The 17,629-nt window shown below is 69.1% G+C and carries 10 protein-coding genes; 3 read left to right on the forward strand and 7 right to left on the reverse strand.

The features are described from left to right. The first annotated feature begins 50 nt into the window (after window positions 1-50). Entirely contained in the window at window positions 51-710 is a 660-nt protein-coding gene (locus J1C73_RS26655; protein ID WP_207318620.1) for a response regulator, read from the forward strand. A 38-nt stretch (window positions 711-748) separates the two neighbouring features. Then, window positions 749-883: a hypothetical protein gene (locus J1C73_RS35545; RefSeq protein ID WP_278186653.1), complete on the forward strand. Its 135-nt coding sequence runs from the start codon at window positions 749-751 to the stop codon at window positions 881-883. Between the two features lie 192 nt (window positions 884-1,075). On the opposite strand, the gene J1C73_RS26660 is transcribed toward J1C73_RS35545, so the two are convergent. Then, on the reverse strand, window positions 1,076-1,876 hold the full coding sequence (locus J1C73_RS26660; RefSeq protein ID WP_307797805.1) for a hypothetical protein: 801 nt from the start codon (window positions 1,874-1,876) through the stop codon (window positions 1,076-1,078). A 760-nt stretch (window positions 1,877-2,636) separates the two neighbouring features. On the opposite strand from J1C73_RS26660, the gene J1C73_RS26665 reads away from it, so the two are divergent. Further along, window positions 2,637-3,245 carry a HEAT repeat domain-containing protein gene (locus J1C73_RS26665; protein WP_145763916.1) on the forward strand — a complete coding sequence of 203 codons (609 nt, stop codon included), beginning with the start codon at window positions 2,637-2,639 and terminating at the stop codon, window positions 3,243-3,245. Between the two features lie 43 nt (window positions 3,246-3,288). Here the strand turns inward: J1C73_RS26665 and J1C73_RS26670 are convergent, their stop codons facing one another. The 6 genes from J1C73_RS26670 to J1C73_RS26695 form a co-directional block, all read right to left on the reverse strand. Continuing rightward, window positions 3,289-3,795 (reverse strand): DUF4265 domain-containing protein, encoded by a 507-nt coding sequence (locus tag J1C73_RS26670; RefSeq protein WP_167523390.1) that lies wholly within the window; start codon window positions 3,793-3,795, stop codon window positions 3,289-3,291. After that, complete coding sequence (locus tag J1C73_RS26675; RefSeq protein WP_242644743.1) at window positions 3,749-14,335, reverse strand: LamG-like jellyroll fold domain-containing protein; 10,587 nt, start codon at window positions 14,333-14,335, stop codon at window positions 3,749-3,751. The genes J1C73_RS26670 and J1C73_RS26675 overlap by 47 nt, the downstream gene beginning before the upstream one ends. 239 nt (window positions 14,336-14,574) lie before the next feature. Continuing rightward, window positions 14,575-15,195, reverse strand: coding sequence for a type 1 periplasmic-binding domain-containing protein (locus J1C73_RS26680; protein WP_242644744.1), 621 nt, complete (start codon window positions 15,193-15,195; stop codon window positions 14,575-14,577). Beyond that, window positions 15,192-15,575 (reverse strand): hypothetical protein, encoded by a 384-nt coding sequence (locus tag J1C73_RS26685; RefSeq protein WP_207318622.1) that lies wholly within the window; start codon window positions 15,573-15,575, stop codon window positions 15,192-15,194. Before J1C73_RS26685 ends, J1C73_RS26680 begins: the two co-directional genes overlap by 4 nt. Before the next feature lie 146 nt (window positions 15,576-15,721). After that, window positions 15,722-16,477: an HNH endonuclease family protein gene (locus tag J1C73_RS26690; RefSeq protein WP_207318626.1), complete on the reverse strand. Its 756-nt coding sequence runs from the start codon at window positions 16,475-16,477 to the stop codon at window positions 15,722-15,724. 135 nt (window positions 16,478-16,612) lie between these two features. Then, window positions 16,613-17,479, reverse strand: coding sequence for an SCO6745 family protein (locus tag J1C73_RS26695; RefSeq protein ID WP_207318623.1), 867 nt, complete (start codon window positions 17,477-17,479; stop codon window positions 16,613-16,615). Window positions 17,480-17,629: the final 150 nt, after the last annotated feature.

The following is a 17,629-nucleotide window of genomic DNA, read 5'->3' on the forward strand; positions in this document are numbered from 1 at the left end:
GGAGTGCCGCGCCTGGCACGGGACAAGAGTCAGCCGATGTGAGGTGTGAGATGCCCGATGTGCGGCGTGCCGTGATCGCCGAGGACTCCGTGCTGCTGCGGGTCGGACTGGTCAAGGTGGTGGAGATGGCCGGCTTCGAGGTGGCGGCCGAGGTGGGCGACGCACACGGGCTGCTGACCGCAGTCGAGAAGCATCGGCCCGACCTGGCTGTGGTGGACGTCCGGATGCCGCCCGGCTTCACGGACGAGGGGGTGCGTGCCGCGCTGTCGATCCGCCGGAGCCGGCCGTCGACCGCGGTACTGATGCTCTCCCAGTACGTCGAGGAGCGCTATGCGGCCGACCTGCTCGCCGCCAACATCAGCGGGGTGGGCTATCTGCTCAAACAGCGGGTCGCGGATGTCGAGGAGTTCATCGAGGCGCTACAACGGGTGGCGGACGGCGGTACCGCGCTCGACCCGCAGGTCGTCGCCCAGCTATTGGTGCGGCGGCCGAGCGATCCGCTGGAGCGGCTGACGGCCCGCGAACGCGAGGTGCTGGCCCTGATGGCCGAGGGCCGCTCCAACGCGGGCATCGCCGCCCAGCTCGTGGTCGGCGAGAGCGCGGTCGCCAAGCACATCAACAACATCCTCGCCAAACTCGACCTCCCCAAGGCGGGCGCCGACCACCGCCGGGTACTGGCGGTGCTGCATTTCTTGGGAGTGGGTGCCTAGTACTCGAGCAGGAACACCAAAGTCCGGCAGGAGTACTAGTGCCGCAGCCCTTGCGGCCGAACCTGCTCGCCGCCGCGCCGAACACCCCACCGGTCATCGCACCCACCGCCGAGGCCTTCGCCGCGCCGGAGACGCTGCAGCCCTCCTCGCTGGTCACGCAGGAGACGCCGTAACCGACCGCGCCTTCCGCAGCGCCCATCGCCGCACCGTTCAGCGCCTTGCCGCCGACACCGGCGAGCAGACGGCCCACCGCACCCGACGCCGCGCCGCCGACCGCGCCGCCGAGGGCGCCGGTCACGGCTCCCACACCGACCGCTCGCTGCCTCACACAGACCAGGCAGCCGCTTCGACACGTGCGGCGGATCTCAGCCCTGGAGGCTGAGCTGCGGCGGGTGTGTGAAGTCCGCCTGGCAGAGGAAGACGTTCATGGAGCCCCAGCGGCCCACGGTGACTTGGGTGGGCGTGTTGGCGTCCATATCCTGCGACGCCGCCCGGTCCTCCGACGGAATCCAGCTGCGGCTGCCGCCGTCCCACTCCTTGCTCGCCACCGTCACCAGAAGGTCCGTCCGAGCCCCGCACGAGCAGAGCACGTCGGCGCGGCCCGTCCCGTGCCAGGATGCGAACCCTCCGGCCTTCCAGCCCGGCGCGACCGACAGATCCGACCGGTAGAGGACCGAGTCCTCGTCCAGGTCTTCCTCGTCGCCCTCCCACGCGTCGATGCGCTCCCGCAGGCCGTCCGGGAGCACCTCGATGTCCGGATGCTCGACGACCTGCTCGGGGTCGAGCGTGCACGACGCGGGCACGTATCCCTCGGAGCCGACCACTTCGGGTTCCGGCTGAACGGCCAGGACGCCACCGGCCTCGGAAGACCGGCGCCAGACCAGAGTGACAGCGGGCTCATGGCGGCCGTGATGCCCATCGAACGGGCACCACAGGATCTGAAGCAGATCGTGATCGGTCGGCCCGCCGAGGTCGAGTACGTCCCGCCGGAACAACTGGGCCACCGCAAGGAGGGGAGTCGGGTCCGTGTCTCCGAGCGAGGGGGCATGGCGCCCACGCTTGAGTGATCGGAGCAGGTCGCCCTCCTCGTCCGTGGGGCCAGGACGCTGCCCCGGAGCGGGAACCCGGCTCCACGCCTCGGCGAGGATGCGACGGCGCAGCCGCACGTCCGCCGTCCGCTCCCCGTACCCCCGCCGGTGCCGCTCCCTACAGACAGGCCACAGCTCATCCGCCGGCCAGAGGAGCAGCCCGCCCACTGAGCTGTCTCCGGCCTCTGGCGCTCCCGGGCGTGGGTGCAGTCGCGTCGCAGTGCGGCGATAAACGGCGAGGTCCGGGAAGACCCTCTCGATGTCGATCGGACGTGAGGGGGTGGTGCGGGACATACGTCTCCTTGAACGACCGGGGGACCAGAGGCTACTGCCTGTGGTCCCCCGGATTCATGCGTAGTTACGGCAGTTCGTCACCGGCCGGTTCGCACCCCCGAGGCCGGATTTTCGAACCACCCGCTGAGCTCGAACCCCCTGTTCCCGTGAGCCGAGAACTTCGGCGCGATGGGAATCGGATTTCCGCCGGGTGCGCAGACAGGTGTTGTCGAGTACTGCACCGTTTCGCCTGCCTTGACGGCTTTGCAGATCGGCCCCACGTGCGTGGCGTGCTCATGACTGTGAGGACTTCGCCGAACCGTAGAACTGAGTGCTACGGCACCGCGGCCGGCACCTGTCCCACGACACCTACCGGGAGATCATCGCGCGGCCCTGCCGAGGGCCAGGCGGCAGACGCGACGCGCGGCACTCACCGCGGCACCGTGCAGGGAGTGCTGAACGGATGGGTCCGGGCGGGGGGCCGGCAGAGGGCAGCCAGTTGGTCGCTGTTTTCCACATCGTCTAGCGTTTGACGCACTGGCGAGGGCCCTCAGGAGGACGGACGATGGCACTGACCTTGGAAAACGCGATCATTCAGCTGAGCGACAGAGCATCGGCGAAACGTCGTTCGGCCGCGAAGCGACTACGTAAACTGGCGGACGAAACGGCGGGCCCTGCGCTGCTCCACTCGCTCCAAGGCGAAATCGGCGACCGCCGCACCTGGGAAACCCAGTATGAAATGATCATGGCTCTTGGGGCATGCGGTTACCGGCCCGCCGTCGGGTTCCTGGCTGAACTGGCCAAGCAACCCACGGACGACACCGCACTGCACCTGGCCCTGGGTGACTCAATCGTGAGGCTGCGAAGCCCTCAAGAAGGTTTCGCAGCCCCACTGGAATGGTGTCTGGATCGTGGAGATCCATCGCTTGTCGACGGTGCCCTGCGCGCCGTCGCTGCATTGCGCGCGGTCCTGGACGCCGGGACCGTCGACCGCGTCCTGGACTTCCTCGATCCGCTGGATCCCTATGACGGACTACGCTTCTGGGCCGCAGTAGCGGCCACAGAATGGCCCGGTGAACGAGTCCACACGTTCCTGGAGTCCTGTGTGGCAGGCCCAAGGGCGGACGTGGCCGACGCAGCGGCCACGTCCCTGGAAAGCCGGTATCAGAGCTAAAGGAGCAGCCCTGAAATCACCGTCTCCTCCGACGCCTCATGCGTCAGGTTGTGTCCTCCCACCAGGCAAGAGGCTCTCCCCGCTCGTCAAACACGTTTCCATACTCCCACTCCACCCCAGCCTCGGGAAGCGCGGCCAGGAGTGACTCGATCGCTGGAAAGCCGACCTTGACCGGAAACGTCAGAACCACGAGCGAATCGAGCTCACCATCGACCCGTCCTCCGATCTCCGTCGCTTTCTCCTTAAGAAATTCGATGACATCGCCAGGAATTCCCGCGTGAAACACTTGGACGGCGACGTTCCCACCCCGCTCGACTACCTTCGCGCTTTTGCTGCGCTCGTCGTACGCGATCACATCACCAGCTGCGATGCCCCTGAAGAATCCAGGTGACAGACAGACAAGGTAGTGACCATCGCTCACTGGGGTGACAGCCACCACTTCATCGGCAGTGGCCCCGTGCTGGGACTCCACCTTGAGTGGAATCCCAGCGAAGCTACTGCGGTTAGTCCCATCTTCTGAAGCCGGCACCACAGCCTCCTCTCTCAGCACATGACTTCCCCTTGGAGGGAGCACCTCGGTTCTGGGCGCTGCTATTGCACGCTGCGCCCTCTATACACAGGTTCTCCGGCTCCAGGTTGCCGCCCTTACTCCTGGGCACGTTGACATGGCCTATCTGGACGTTGTCCGGGTTGGTGGTTGTCATTCCGCAACGCCAGCACTGCAGAGTACCGTCACCCTCTGCCTGCGCTTTGGCAACCATCGCATCTCGAATCGAACTGGGGACGTTCTTCTTCGCCGTCGGTCCGCCACGACTCGCAGCCATCTTGCTCGGCGAAGCGACTTCTCCGTCTCGCAGCACGAACAGCGGAAGCTGACAGGCTTGTGGTGCGCCCGCGTTGTTGTTGTGAACCAGGACAGGGATTGACCCCGCCACCACGTAGTACGTGTGGAGGCCGTCGATGCTGAGGTCGTACGTCGTGCGGCTGGCCGTGTAGGCCTTGGTATCGATCACCACCGTGGGCCCACCGGTGTCGTTCTGGAGCTTCTGGCCGGCCTTGAGATCGGCCGCCTGGGTCCAAGCGTTCTTGGTCGATTCGTAGAACTGGTGGTGATTGGTGGTCTGGATCGTCTTCGGGCCCGACTTCGTGGACACGAGCACGTCCACGAACTCGCGGTCGGTCTTGGTGACGACGACCGCCTTGACCTTGTGCTTCTCCTTCTTCTTCTTGCCGGGTTCGGCCGTCAGGACGTAGTCCCCGACCTTGATCTCGGAGATCGGCTTGGTCGTGGCGTTCGCCAGTACCACCGGAGTCGCACCGGTGAAGCTGTGCGGTGTGCAGCCCTTGCGGCCGAACCTGCTCGCCGCCGCGCCGAACACACCACCGGTCACCGCGCCCACCGCCGAGGCCTTCGCCGCGCCGGAGACGCTGCAGCCCTCCTCGCTGGTCACGCAGGAGACGCCGTATCCGACCGCGCCTTCCGCGGCGCCGCCCGCCGCGCCCATCGCCGCACCGTTCAGCGCCTTGCCGCCGACACCGGCGAGCAGACGGCCCACCGCACCGGAGGCCGCACCGCCGGCCGCACCGCCGAGGGCGCCGGTCACGGCTCCCACGCCGACCGCGGTCACGAAGCCGCCCAGCGACTTGGGACCGTCACTCATCGCGTAGCCCACCGCGTTCGCCGCAGCGCCCGCCAGGGCTCCGCAGCCGATGACACCCACGCCACCGGTCGCCGCCGTACAACCCGCGAAGACCACCACACCGGTGGCCACCGCCGCGATCGTCGACGCGTGCTGCTTCACGAAGTTGGCTGTCGCCTTCGCCGCCTTCTTGACGGCCTTGCCGACCTTCTTGGCGGCCTTCACCACCTTCTTCGCCACATGCACGGCGGCCTTGGCCACCTTGCGGACCGTCTTCTTGACCTGTTTGACGACCTTGTGGACGTATTTCTTTACGCGCTTGTACGTGCGTTTGACATATCTCTTGACCTTTTTGACGCTGTCGGCCACATAGTGCACGGCCTTGCGCACCACACGCTTGGCCTTCTTGACGACCTTCTTGACCGCCTTCTTCACCTTCTTCGCGGCGGCCTTGACCTTCTTCGCGACCTTCTTGACGGCCGTCTTGGTCTTCTTCCAGGCCGACTTCGCGACCTTCTTGACCTTCTTCTTGACCTTCTTGATCGCCTTGTCGACGAAGCTCGGCCAGTGACCCGTCGGGTCCGTCGCCGTCATCGGGTTCTGGTCCGCGTACGCGTAACGGTTCGCGGACACCGACGTCGGCAGCGGATTCATGCCCACCGTGTCGCGGCTGTTGAACTGGCCCGTCTCCGGTGAGTACCAGCGCGCCGCCATATTGACCTTGGCTGTCTCCGGATCCGTCCACCCCGACTGGTAGCCGAGACGCCCGACCATGCCCAGCGACTGCTCGACCTTGCCGAACGGGCTGTACGTCGTCGACCCGGTCAGTGCCTCGCCGTCCGCGGTGAACTGGCCCACCACGTCGTCGTGGATGTCGGTCAGCGCGAGCACCGAGCCGATCGCCGACTTGATGCCGAGCAGCGAACCGTCGACGTTGCGGCTGTAGGCCGTACCGCCGTCGGACGCCACATCGTTGCCGACGCCGCTGTACGCGAAGTCGTACACCGAACCGCCCTGGGCGTCCGTCGCCTTCAGCGTCCGGTCCAGGCCGTCGTACGTGTACGTCCGCTCGCCCTCGTTGATCACCCGGTTGAAGGCGTCCGCCTTCACCGACGTCTGCACGCCTGCCTCGTCGGTGACCGAACTCATCGTGCCGCGAGCGGTGTACGTGTACGTGCTCTGCCCGTCCGAGGTGAGGCGGTTGCGGGCGTCGTAGGTGTAGGTGTCACCGCCCACACGCGTCCGGTTGCCCGACGCGTCGTAGCCGTACTGCTCGGTCGCGCTCCCGTTGTTCCAGGACGACAGGCGGTTCGCCCAGTCGTAGGTGTACGTGTTCGTACCCGCCCCGGCGACACCGGCCGTCGTCTTCGACGTCTCGTTGCCGTTGAGGTCGTAGCCGTAGGAGAACGACGCCAGCGACTTGCCGGTCGGCGAGGTCAGCCGGTCGGTGGTCAACTGCCCCAGGGAGTCGTAGGAGAAGTCACGCCTCCCCTTGCCCTGGCCGTACTCGATCGACGTCACGTTGGACTCGACGTCGTAGCCGTACGTCATCGACGTGCCGGTCGCCCCGTCCACGGCCGTCTTCAGCCGGCCCGCCGTGTCGTACCCGAAGGTCGACGTGCCCGACGCGTCCTTGCGCGAGGTCATCGCCCCGTTGCCGTCGTAGGCGAAGGAGGAGGACCCGGAGGGGCCGTTGGCGGAGAGGAGCAGACCGCGGTCGTCGTAGGAGAAGGTGTCCTTCTCCTCGCCCGCACCCGCCACCGAGGTGACCTGGTCGTCCTCGTCATAGGTGTAGGTGTGGTCGGCGGTCTCCGCCTCCGCTCCCGTGCCGTGCTGGCGGACCAGCCGGCTCCGGTCGTCGTACTCGTTGCTGACGACGGTCCCGCCCGGGGAGCGCTGCTCCTTCGGACGGCCCGCGACGTCGTAGACCATCGTGAACGTGCGGTCCGCGGCGTCCGGATGGGCCGGGGTGGACGGTTCGATCTCCTTCTCCGCCATGCCCCACGCGTTGTACGTGGTGAGGAAGGCGTTGCCGCGGCCGTCGGTGAAGCGCGTACGGTTGCCCGCCGCGTCGTAGCCGAAGGTCGTGGTGACCGACTCCGTCTCCGAGACCGGCTGGACCGCCTTGGTGATCAGCCCCGTCGCGTCACTGGTGAGCGTGACGGTGTGACCCCGGTAGTCGGTCACCGATGTCGGGTTGCCCACCCGGTCGTAGGTGGAACTGCTGGTACGCAGCACCTTGCCCGTCGCGTCCAGGTCCTTCGTGGCGGTCAACTGGCCGTAGCCGTCGTAGGTGTTGGCGGTACTGGTGCCGTCGGCGTCCACCGACGTGAGCGGTCTGCCGTCCATGTCGTACGTGAAGCGGCTGGTAGCGCCCGCGGAGTCGGTCACCTCCGTCGTCTCGCCGAGGACGTTGTACTTGTAGGACTCGCTCACCCCGGTCGGGCTGACCGTCCGGGAGAGTTCACCTCCGGGCGCCTTGTACTCGTTGATGGAGGTGTAGGCCCGCTCGGTCGGCTGGCGCACGATGTCCGTGTCCGTGACCGGGCGGCCCAGGTAGTCCCAGGTGGTCTCCTGGCGGGCGCCGCCGGGCCGTACGGCCGACAGCTGGTCACCGTTGGGCGTGTACGTGTACCGGGTCGTGGCGCCGCCTGGCTCCCGGACCGAGGCCAGGTCGCCGAGCTGGGTGTAGGTGTACTCGGTGCGCTTGCCCAGCGGGTCGACCTCGGCGGTGACCTGACCGAGCTTGTTGTACTCGTTCCAGGTCGCGGCCGTGATCGGGGCCGAGGCGCCCGGCGGGGTGTAGTCCGGCATCGTCGTCGAGGACTCCTGGCCCTCGGCGTCGTACGCCGTCGTCACCACCTTGCCGAGCGGGTCGGAGGACTCGGTGTCCTCCCCGAACGTGTTGTACCCGGTCATCGAGACCGGCCGCACGCTCACGGGGGTGCCGCCCCCGGTCTCACTGCTGACGGCGGGCTCGGTGACGCTGGTCTGCTGACCGGCCTCGTCGTAGCCGTAGTCGGTCGTGACACCGTTCTCGTCGGTCATCGCCAGCGGCAGGCCCCGCTGGTCCAGCTTCCAGCTGCTGGTGCGGACGGAACTGCCCGCCGTCGGCAGCGTGCCGCCCTTGAGCGCGGTCACCTGGGACGTGGTCACCGCCTCGCCGTAGACCTGGATGTCGCTGAGCGCGCCGTTGGTGTTCTCCTTGTCGGCGACCCTGCGGCCGATCTGGAGCGGGCCCGTGGCATCCCAGGGGGTGGCGAACGCCGTCGAGGTGCCGGCCTGGACGCCGTTGACGTACAACCGGATCTGAGCCGCTTCCTGGTCGTACACACCGGTCAGATGGGTCCAGGTACCCGTGGTCACCGCGGCGGTGCCGGAGCTGGCCCGTACGATGACCGGTCCCGACATGTCCGCGCTGTGCCGGTTGAACGTCCAGCCGTACGCCGTGGAGTAGTACAGCTGGAAACCGCTGGCGGATTTCCCGGCCTGGGCCAGGAAGGTGTTGTTGGCCGCGGTGGAGTTCAGCTTGACCCACGTGGAGACGGTGAAGGAACCTCCCGTGTTGACCACCGCGCCCTGCGTCTGGCCGTAGGCGTTCGCCGTGCCGTCGAAGACGGCGGCGCCACCGTGCTCGGTGGAGTGGGTGACTCCGCTGCCGAAGGTGACGGTCCGGTTCCCGCCGGACGAGTCAGCGGCCGAAGCGCCACTGGTCTCGGCCAGTTTCCAGCGGGCCACTGGTGCGGTGGTGCCGTCGTGGAGGGTGGAACCGGTGATGTTGCCGAGGTTGTCGTAGAGCGTGTCCTCGGTGCTGGTACGGCCGTTGGCCGGGTCGAGGTCGCTCTCCGAGACGACGTTGTCGTCCGGGTCGTAGCTCACCTTCGTGCTCCGGGCGAGCCCGCCCGGGTCCAGGACCGAGGACGTGGTGCGGTCGGACGCGTCCACGGTGAACGCGGAGACGGTCTGCCCGTCGTTGGTGACCTGCTTGATCAGGTTGCCTGCCGCGTCGTAGGTGTTGGCCTCCTCGGTGAACGAGAGGTTGTTGACCGGGTCCTTGCGCGTCACCGTGGCGGCGAGTCCGTCGTCGGTGTAGGTGTACGCGGTGACCTGGCCCATCGCGTCGGCGATCGACGCGAGCCTGCCACCCGGGTCGTAGGCCCGGGACTCCTGCACGAGGGTCGTGGCCGGTGAGGGGTTCGCCGGGTCGCCCGTGTAGTTCAGCAGATTGGTGGTGAGGGGTCTGCCCTCCCCGTCGAACGTGTACGTGTTGACGTTGCCGGCCGGGTCGGTCTCCTTGACCTTGTTGCCGTACACGTCGTACTCGAACGACGTGGTGTCGCCGCCCGGGTCGGTCCGGGACGCCATGCGGTTGTAGGCGTCGTAGGTGATCGAGGTGGCGCGGGAGGCGTCACCGCCGGTGAGGTCGGCGACCGTCTGCGAGGAGACGTTGCCGTCGGCGTCGTACACCGTGGTCGTCCGCCCGGTGTGGACGGCGCCGGTGACCCGGTTGGTGACCGGCGGGTCGGTCTCGGTGACGACCTGGTCGTCCTTGTCGTACGTCAGGGTCGTGGTGAGGCCGCCCGGCTGGGCGTCGGACACCTCGGTCCTGGTGATCTGACGGCCGAGGCCGTCGTACGTGCTCCGCTCCTTCGCTCCGTTGGCATCGGTCACCTCGGCGAGGTCACCGCCGGCGAAGTAGGCGTACTCGGTCTTCCGGCCGCCCGGTGTGACCACCTCGGCGACCAGCCCGGCCGGCGCCTTGGCGGTGCCGCCCTCGGCCGCCGGGGTGGCGGCGGTCGTGTACGTGGTGGTGGCGGTCCGGCCGTTGGGATGGCCCGGCACCGGCGGCGTCGTCACCGAGGTGAGGTTGCCCGCCGTGTCGTACGCGTAGGCGGTCAGGTAGGTGTTGTCCGCCGGCCCCGAGGAACGGCCGTCGCGCTCGGTGAGCACCAGGTCGTTGCGCGGGTCCATCGGCGGGAACGCCGTCGTGGCGTCCGGGAAGTACGTGTAGTAGTCGGTGGCGCACTTGCCCGCCGCGGTGTCCTGGCACATGGTCTGGGAGACCGTGTTGCCGCGGATGTCGTGGCCGGTGACCGACCGGTTGCCGTTGGCGTCGGTCACGGTGTGCAGGAAGCCCGCCGTGTCGTAGCCGTACGTGGTCCGCTTGCCGTTGGTGTCGATCGCGGTGAGCAGGCGGTTGCCCATCTCCGCGTCGTACACGTACGTCAGCGTCTTCTCCGTGGGGTCGGTGAGCTTCACCGTCCGCACCGGGGCGACGCCCGCGGAGGCCTTGTACGCCGACCAGTGCTGCTCGACCTGCTCCTCGGTGAGCCCGCCCGCGTGCACGGCGACCTCGGCGATGGAGCCGGTGAAGTAGCTGACGTCGGCGGGCGGGTTGTTCCAGCCCTTGGCGAAGCCCGCACCGATGAAGGTCCGGGTGTTGGCCTGGTCGTTCGGCGCCCCGCTGTAGTCGCCCTGCTTGACGCCGTCGACGTACAGCGTCTGCTTGGTGCCGGTCGCGGAGAGCACCGCGTGGTGCCAGGCGTTGTTGTCGACCTTGTCCTTGGACCCGAACTCCGTGGTGGCCGAGCCGGCCGCGCTGTACCAGTGCCCGCGGAGCTTCCCGTCGGAGCCGACGTACAGGACGGGGCTGTAGTTGCCGCTCGCCCCGGCCGCGTCGTTCACGGCCTTGGCCTGGTCGGCGACCAGTACACCGGGCTTGGCGGTCTTGAACCACAGCTCGACGGAGCGGTCGCCCTGCCCGTGCCAGGACGCGTACGGGACCTCCGCGTACGAGCTGGTGCCGTTGAACTGCGCCGCCGTGACGTCACCGGCGCCGAACGGCCCCGCCACGCCCTGGGTGACGCTGTTGTACGTACCGAAGCCGGTGTGCAGTTCGTTGGCGGCCTGCGCGGCGCCCTGGGTGTCGTCCAGGCGCCAGTATCCGGCCGGGGCCGAGCCCATCACCGCGGAGCGGTAGACCTGGGACGAGCCGGTGACCGTGGCCGGGTTCAGCTTCCAGGTGCCGCCGTCGCCGTCCGTGGCCTGGAGGACCAGGTCGTCGGTGGTGCCGTAGGTGACGGCGGACTGGGTCTTGCCGTTCGGCGTGGTGATCTTGTTGAGCAGCCCAGCGGACCGGTTGGCCGCCTGGTACTGCGCGGTGATGACCGACGGGTCGAGCGCCTCGGTGTAGACGGCGACCTCGGCAAGCTGCCCGGCATAGTGCCCCAGCTTGTCGGAGGCGTTCATGGCGGGCCAGCCGTCGGTGTTCACCCCGGCGCCGAAGGAGATGTAGGGCTGCTCCCAGTCGTTGATGGTGCCGGCGAGACTGCCCTGCTTGGCGCCGTCGAGGTAGAGCGTCTGGCTGGTGGCCGCGCCGGTGAGGGCGACGTTGTGCCACTTGCCGTCGGTGACGGTGGCCGTGGAGGCCGTCGTGGTCATGCACCCCGGTGACATGGCGAGGCAGCCGCGGAGCTTGCCGTCCGTGCCGACGTACACCGCCGGGGTGTTCTTCTTCGTGTTCGCGACCGGGTCGGCGTCACTGAGCGGCTTGTCCCCGTAGTAGAAGAGGACACCGCCCGCCTGCGTGGTCTTGAACCACAGCGAAACCGTCGTGTACGAGGGCGTCGCGCCGGGGGCGCTGGGTATCTCGACGTACGACGTGGTGCCGTTGAAGGTGGCGGCCTTCTGTGTGGAGCCGGCCAGCGGGCCCGTACCGCCGAGGCTCACGTTGCGGTAGAGGCCGTTGAACTTGCCCTGGTTGAGGTCGATCGTGTCGGTGGCGGCCGAACCGCTGGTCTCCCCGAGCCGCCAGTACGCGAACGGGTCCGCGTCCATGACGGTGGTGCGGTAGTGGTTGCCCGTCGCGTAGCCGTAGACCGTGCACTTGGCGGGGTCGGCGGGCGGGCAGACCTTGGTGAGCTGGTCACCGGTGTAGCCGTACTGCCAGACCTGGGCGGTGCTCGCGTCGCCCGCCTTGGCGGCGTCGGTCGTCACGGTCGCCACGTGCGGCGCGGTGGCACCGGCCGGTGTCTGCCAGGCGAAGGCCAGCGAGCGGTTGGAGGTGGTGTTGGTGACCTTGCTGAGCCTGCCGCCCGTGTAGGTGAAGGTCTCCGCACGGTTCGCGTAGTCCTTGATCGAGGAGATCGCGAACGTGCCGGCCCGTCCCGTCACCGCCTGCTGGAAGGCGTAGGCGGTGAAGTCCTTGTCGGTCAGCGTGTAGCCGCCGCCCGACGCGGCCGGTGCCAGCCGGGCGTACCGGCCCATCGGCGGCACGAAGGTGCCGTCGCCGTTGCGGCCGAAGGCGACCTGTTCGCCGCCCGGGTAGGTGACCACCACGCTGGTGACCGTGCCGGAGCCGTCCTTCACCTCGGCGGCCGTCATGTCGGTGACCGTCGCCCAGCCGGCGCCGAAGGCCCCGTCAGTACGCGGGTCACGGCTGTTGTACGAGCGCTCCACGGACAGCGAGGGGCCGACGACCTCGATCTCGGCGTCGGTGTCCTCGGTGGTGTAGTTGGCATCGCTCGGGTCGAACTCGTGGCCGTCGGTGTTCTGGGCGAGGCCCGAGGTGACCGGTGGCTGCGGTACGGCGGTGGCGAAGCGGCTCGCCGAGTACATCACCGAGTCGTATCCGTCGGTGACGCTGACGTACCAGGCGTAGTTCTTGCTCCACTTGAGCTTGCCGGCGGGTATCTTCCAGCTGCTCTTGGTGATGACCCCGGAGGTGGCGACGGGCGTGGTGCTGTCGGTGTCCGCGTCGTACACCTCGAAGGCGTACGTCAGCGACGGCATCGGCCACTTGTCGGCGTCGCTGGCGTAGACCAGCAGTTCCGGCTGGAGGGTGTTCGACTGGTGGTTCTCCGGCGGGTACTGGGCGTTGATCTGCGGCGCCGTGTTGGGCGTGTACGTCAGATCCAGCGCGGGCCGGAAGGCCGCCTTGGTGCTGTTGTCGGAGTGGAACTTCTTCCAGTGCAGCCCGTCGCCGGTCGGTGCGGTCAGGGCCAGGCCGTAGTTGGCGCTGCCGGTCGCGACGCCGTCGAACCATCCTGTGGACAGCTTCACCGGCATCTTCACGCCGACGTTCAGGTCGTTGGTGCCGCCCGCGTCGTTGCTGCAGGAGGCTCCTGGGGCGACGGTGGCGGTGCCGATCGCGGCGCCGTACGCCGGACCGGGGTACGAGGTGACACCGGCCGGGGTCCAGGACTTGGTCACCGGGCTCACCGAGAACGGCTCGGCGGTGCAGGTCGCGGACCAGATCGCGTACACGTTCAGCGTGGCGGCGGTGACCCGCTGGCCCTTGAGCGTGGTGCCCAGCGAGGAGAACTGGAGGAACGAGTTCGCCTTGTTGGTGCCGGCGTCGTAGCTGCCGACCTTGATCTGGTTCTCGGTGGAGTGGTCACCGCCGATGGTGCTCTGCGCGTACGTCGAGTTGCCGGCGGCGATGGTCGGGTCGACGGTGACCGGATAGACCCGGGCGGGGTCGTCCAGCCAGTCGCGGTCGGCGGTCAGCCGCAGGGCGGGCTTGCCGTCGGCGGTGGTCAGTTCATAGGTCACGGCCCGGGACGTCGCGGCGTCGCCGGAGCGGGGGTCGGTGCGCGAGTCCTCCATGAAGGCGTGGGGAATGGTGGCCGTCACCTCCCCGTCCCCGTCGGTGAACCGGACGTCGCCGTTGTCGGCGATGCGCGGGGTGAGGCCCTTGAGGTCGAGGGGGAACAGCCAGGAGTTGGGTGCGTCGGCCGATCGCAGGACCAGCCGCTCCTTGAGGCCGTCGGCGAGCGGGGAGAGCAGCAGGTCGGTGTCCGGCAGGACATCGGCGTACGTCGCCGTGTTGTCGGAGTCGACCGTGGGGGCGGCCTTCTTCGCGCCGCGCAGCGCGTAGGCGAGGCTGCGGCCCGATCCGAAGTCGACGGAGGCGAGCTGCTGGTCGGTGGCGTCGGGTGCGAACTCGACGTCGAGCGAGTTGGCGCTCTGCCGGAGCCTGCCGTCCGCGTCCTGGGTCAGCTCGGTGTCGATCGGCTTCCAGGCGCCGTCGGCGGCCTTGAAGTTGGACCGGCTCGCGTAGTGCCGGACCGTGGTCGACCCGTCGGCGTTGACGAAGTAGTCGGAGGTCGCGGTGGACTTCTTCGCGTTCCGCTTGCTGGTCTTCGCGTCGAAGCTCTTGGCGTTGCCGGCGGCGGGCTCGGTGACGGCCTTGCCGGGACGGCCCTCGGCCCGCCGGTAGGCGGCGAGTTCGCCCTTGCCCTTGCCCGCGCGGTGACCCACGCCCAGTCCGCCACGGGTCTGGTCGGCGGTGGCGGTGTGACTCCTGCCGCGGGCGGTGCCGCCCTGCTGGTCGGGGGTGCGCAGGGGTGACTCGTCCAGCCACTCCCAGAGACCGGACAGGGACACCCGGGGCATCGAGAGCGCCGGAAGGGTCTCACCGGCGGCGGACGCCGTCTCGGTGGTGAGCATGCACGAGAACGAGACGAGTACGGCAAGTGCCGTACCGCGCGCCCTGCGACGCCCTACCGGGCCCGGGGGGAACAACGATGATGGTCTTCGCCATCGAGTACGCATCGGGGCAGCTTTCTCTTCACAAGACCTACATATGGCCTCGCGAGATTGCCTCACCCGCACGCACAAGATCTACTTATTCCCGCATGATCTTATGCGATCTTTATCTCATAGCGCTCATCCCGGCATATCAGCTGCTACCGCGCGGACTTGACGGCCCGTCGAACGGCCTCGGCGACCTCGTCCGGCAGCCCGTCGCCCGGGGCGACGACGGTGAGGTTGCCGACTGCCGCACCCCGTTCCCCGGCCTTGGGCCCGACGACCACGAACCGCACCCGGGGATGGCCGCCCGCCGCCTTGCGCACGGTCTCCGTCTGGGCCGGACCGGTGGCCAGCACGACCTCGCAGTCCCGCTGGATCAGGCCGTTCAGATGCGGCAGCGCGTTCGCCGCCGACTGCTCGCCCATGACCGGGACATGAGTGACCCGGACCCGCTTGTCGCCGGAGGCGCGCTCCATGCCCTGCCAGACGGCGGCCGCGGTGGTCCCGGCCGTGATGCCGTCCTCCCCGGTGAGCAGACAGGCGTCGAAGTCCCGGTACTGGCGCGCCCTGGCGTCCGGCGGGCTCGCCGCCTCGTCGTCGCCGCTGAACAGCCATGCGGCGACGACGGCGCAGACCACCAGCAGCAGCCCGGCCCCCACCCACGCGCCTCGGCGGCCGCGCAGCAGTTCCGCCGATCCGTCGAGCAACCGCCGCACGCCGGACCGGCGGCCCCACGGCTCGGGCCTGACGCCCCGCCAGGTGCGCCGGGTCTTCACTCGGCACCCGCGGCGACGGGGCCGGCGGCGACAGGGCCGGCCGTGCGCCGCCCGGACCCGGCGAACAGGACGTGCGCCGCCGCCCCGAGCGTGGTGACCAGCACCAGCAGCAGGTCCGCCGCGAACTCCGCGCCCCGCGTCTCGGCCGGGGTCAGGGCGGCCCAGATCACCCAGGCCACGTTGGCGGCCGTGAACCCGGCGCACACCAGCCAGTCGGAGGCCCGTCGCCGCCGCGCGGCAACGACGAGGGACGGCACGAAGGACAGCATGCCGAGCGTGACGAGGGGCACCGCGGCCAGCAGGACTCGGGACGCCGCCGTCATCACCGCCGTCGCCGGACGGGGGCCCACCTCGGCGGCCACGGGCACAGCAGACTTCACGCTCTGTTCCTTACGGGAGGGACGCGGGCGCGCCCGCTTCGCGACGGCCGGGGCCGTTCGCACAGACGCCCGACGGATTCGGACGCCGTACAGTACACCGTTCCTTCACAGGTCCGGCACGGCGGGCGCCCCGCCCGCGAGCAGGGTCAGCCGCCGCACAGCTCCAGCATGACCTTCTTGTCCGCTGTGGTGACCGGGAGTTCGTACTTCAGCGAGACCTGGGCGAACCGCAGCGCGTACGAGCACCGGACCGGCTTGTACGGCGGCAGCCAGGTCGCGGGGCCCGAGTCGCGCTTGGCGTTGTTGGCCGGGCCGTCCACCGGGAGGAGGTTGAGCGGATCGTTGGCGATCTGCTGCCGCTTGGCCTCGTTCCAGCGGGCGGCGCCCATCTGCCAGTCGTACGACAGCGGCATGACGTGGTCGATCTGGACCTTGGTGGCCTGCTTCTTGCGCCACTCGATGGACGAGCCGGTGTACGGGTCCTTGAGCGTCATGGCGACGACCACGCAGTCTGACCCCGACCGGAGTTCGACCTTCTTGCCGTCCCGGGCCAGCAGGTCGTTGCGGGTGTCGCAGCCGTTGCGGGAGAGCGGTATGCCGTCGACGGAGTCCTTCCAGGCGTACCCGAACTTGTCCCGCTCGTACCCGGTCTTCGGGCCGCGCCCCTTGGTGGCCACCTTCTCGATGACCTTCCGGGCCGCCGCCCTGTCCGCGTCGGAGGTGAGGGGCGCCAGGCCCGGCTTCGTGCCGTCGGCGTTGTCGAGCGGACTGGCACCGAAGCCGGTGACCGGCCCCCCGCCACCGCTCGAGCCGGTGCCCGGAGATTCGGCGCCGGAGGTGATCTTCTCGGGGTCACAGCCTGCCAGGGCCAGCACAGTGGCCACGCCGAGGGCGGGCACCATCACTCGGTAAGCGCGGGAAGATATCACTCGAAGCCGTCCTGACGGGGAGAAAGCCGAACCAACTCGGGAATGCTACGGACGTCTTCCCCGCCGCGACGTGTTCATGACCTCCGTTCACCCCGGATGCGGCCCGAATCACACCTTGCCGATGCCCAGCGTCGTCTCCGAGGGCAGCATCCCGGAGCCGATCACCGCCACCCACAACGGCCCCAGCAACTCGACGAGCCGCTCCCGCTCCTCCTCCCCGAGCTCCCGCCACGGGGCGGCGGCCGCCTCGTCCGTACGCCGCTCTACCTCGGCGCGCAGCGCCCTGCCCGCGTCCGTCGCCATGCCGTCGTCCCTCAACAGCCCCCGCTTGAACAGCCGCTGACGGGCTTCGTCCCACTGCGCCCCGCTCCATCCCCGGCTCGCGAACACCTCCGGCGCCGCCGCGCCGACGGCCGCGAAGGACACCAGCGACTCGACCGGGTCGAGCTCCGCGTGGGCGAGCGCCGTGAGATGGCCGTCACCGCGGTGCTCGCGCAGGACGGTCGCCGCCTGCCAGAGCGCGAGGTGGGGTTCGTCCGGCCAGGTCAGCGCGGCGTTGGCCGCGGCGAGCGGGCGGTCCGTCAGGTCGGCGGCCCGCGCGACGCGTCGCAGGAGCGCCACCGCCTCGACCGTCCCCGGAGCGGCGCACGCCTCCCCCAGCAGCGTCCGGTACGCGCGGTCGACCGCCCGCGTCCGGGCCGCGAGCACGGACTCGGACGACGCGACGGACCAGACCGCGGGAACGTGTTCGCCCACCATGGCCGGGCTGAAGCTGTAGAAGGCCCCGGCGACCCGGTCGGCCCCTGCGTCCCCGAGCGGCGCGGCCCGCCAGGCGAAGTAGCTCGGCCAGCGCTCGTCGACCCGGTAGCCGAGCGCGGCGGCCTCCTCGAAGGCCTCCGGCGCGTAGTAGAGGACAGCGTGCAGGGGCTCCAGGAGGTGCCACATCTGCCGTGCGCGACCCAGCTCGTCGGACATGTCTCCGCCTTCCGCAACCACAGGCATCTTGCCAGTGACTAGATCCCCAGAGTGCGCCCGGCCCCCCTAACTTGTCAATGCCTAGATTCCGCGTAATCTGCTGTCATGACCAGCACCCGCACCTACCACCACGGCGATCTGCGGCGGGCC

Origin of the sequence: Streptomyces laculatispora, assembly GCF_017353455.1 — a bacterium.
Classification (GTDB): domain Bacteria; phylum Actinomycetota; class Actinomycetes; order Streptomycetales; family Streptomycetaceae; genus Streptomyces; species Streptomyces laculatispora.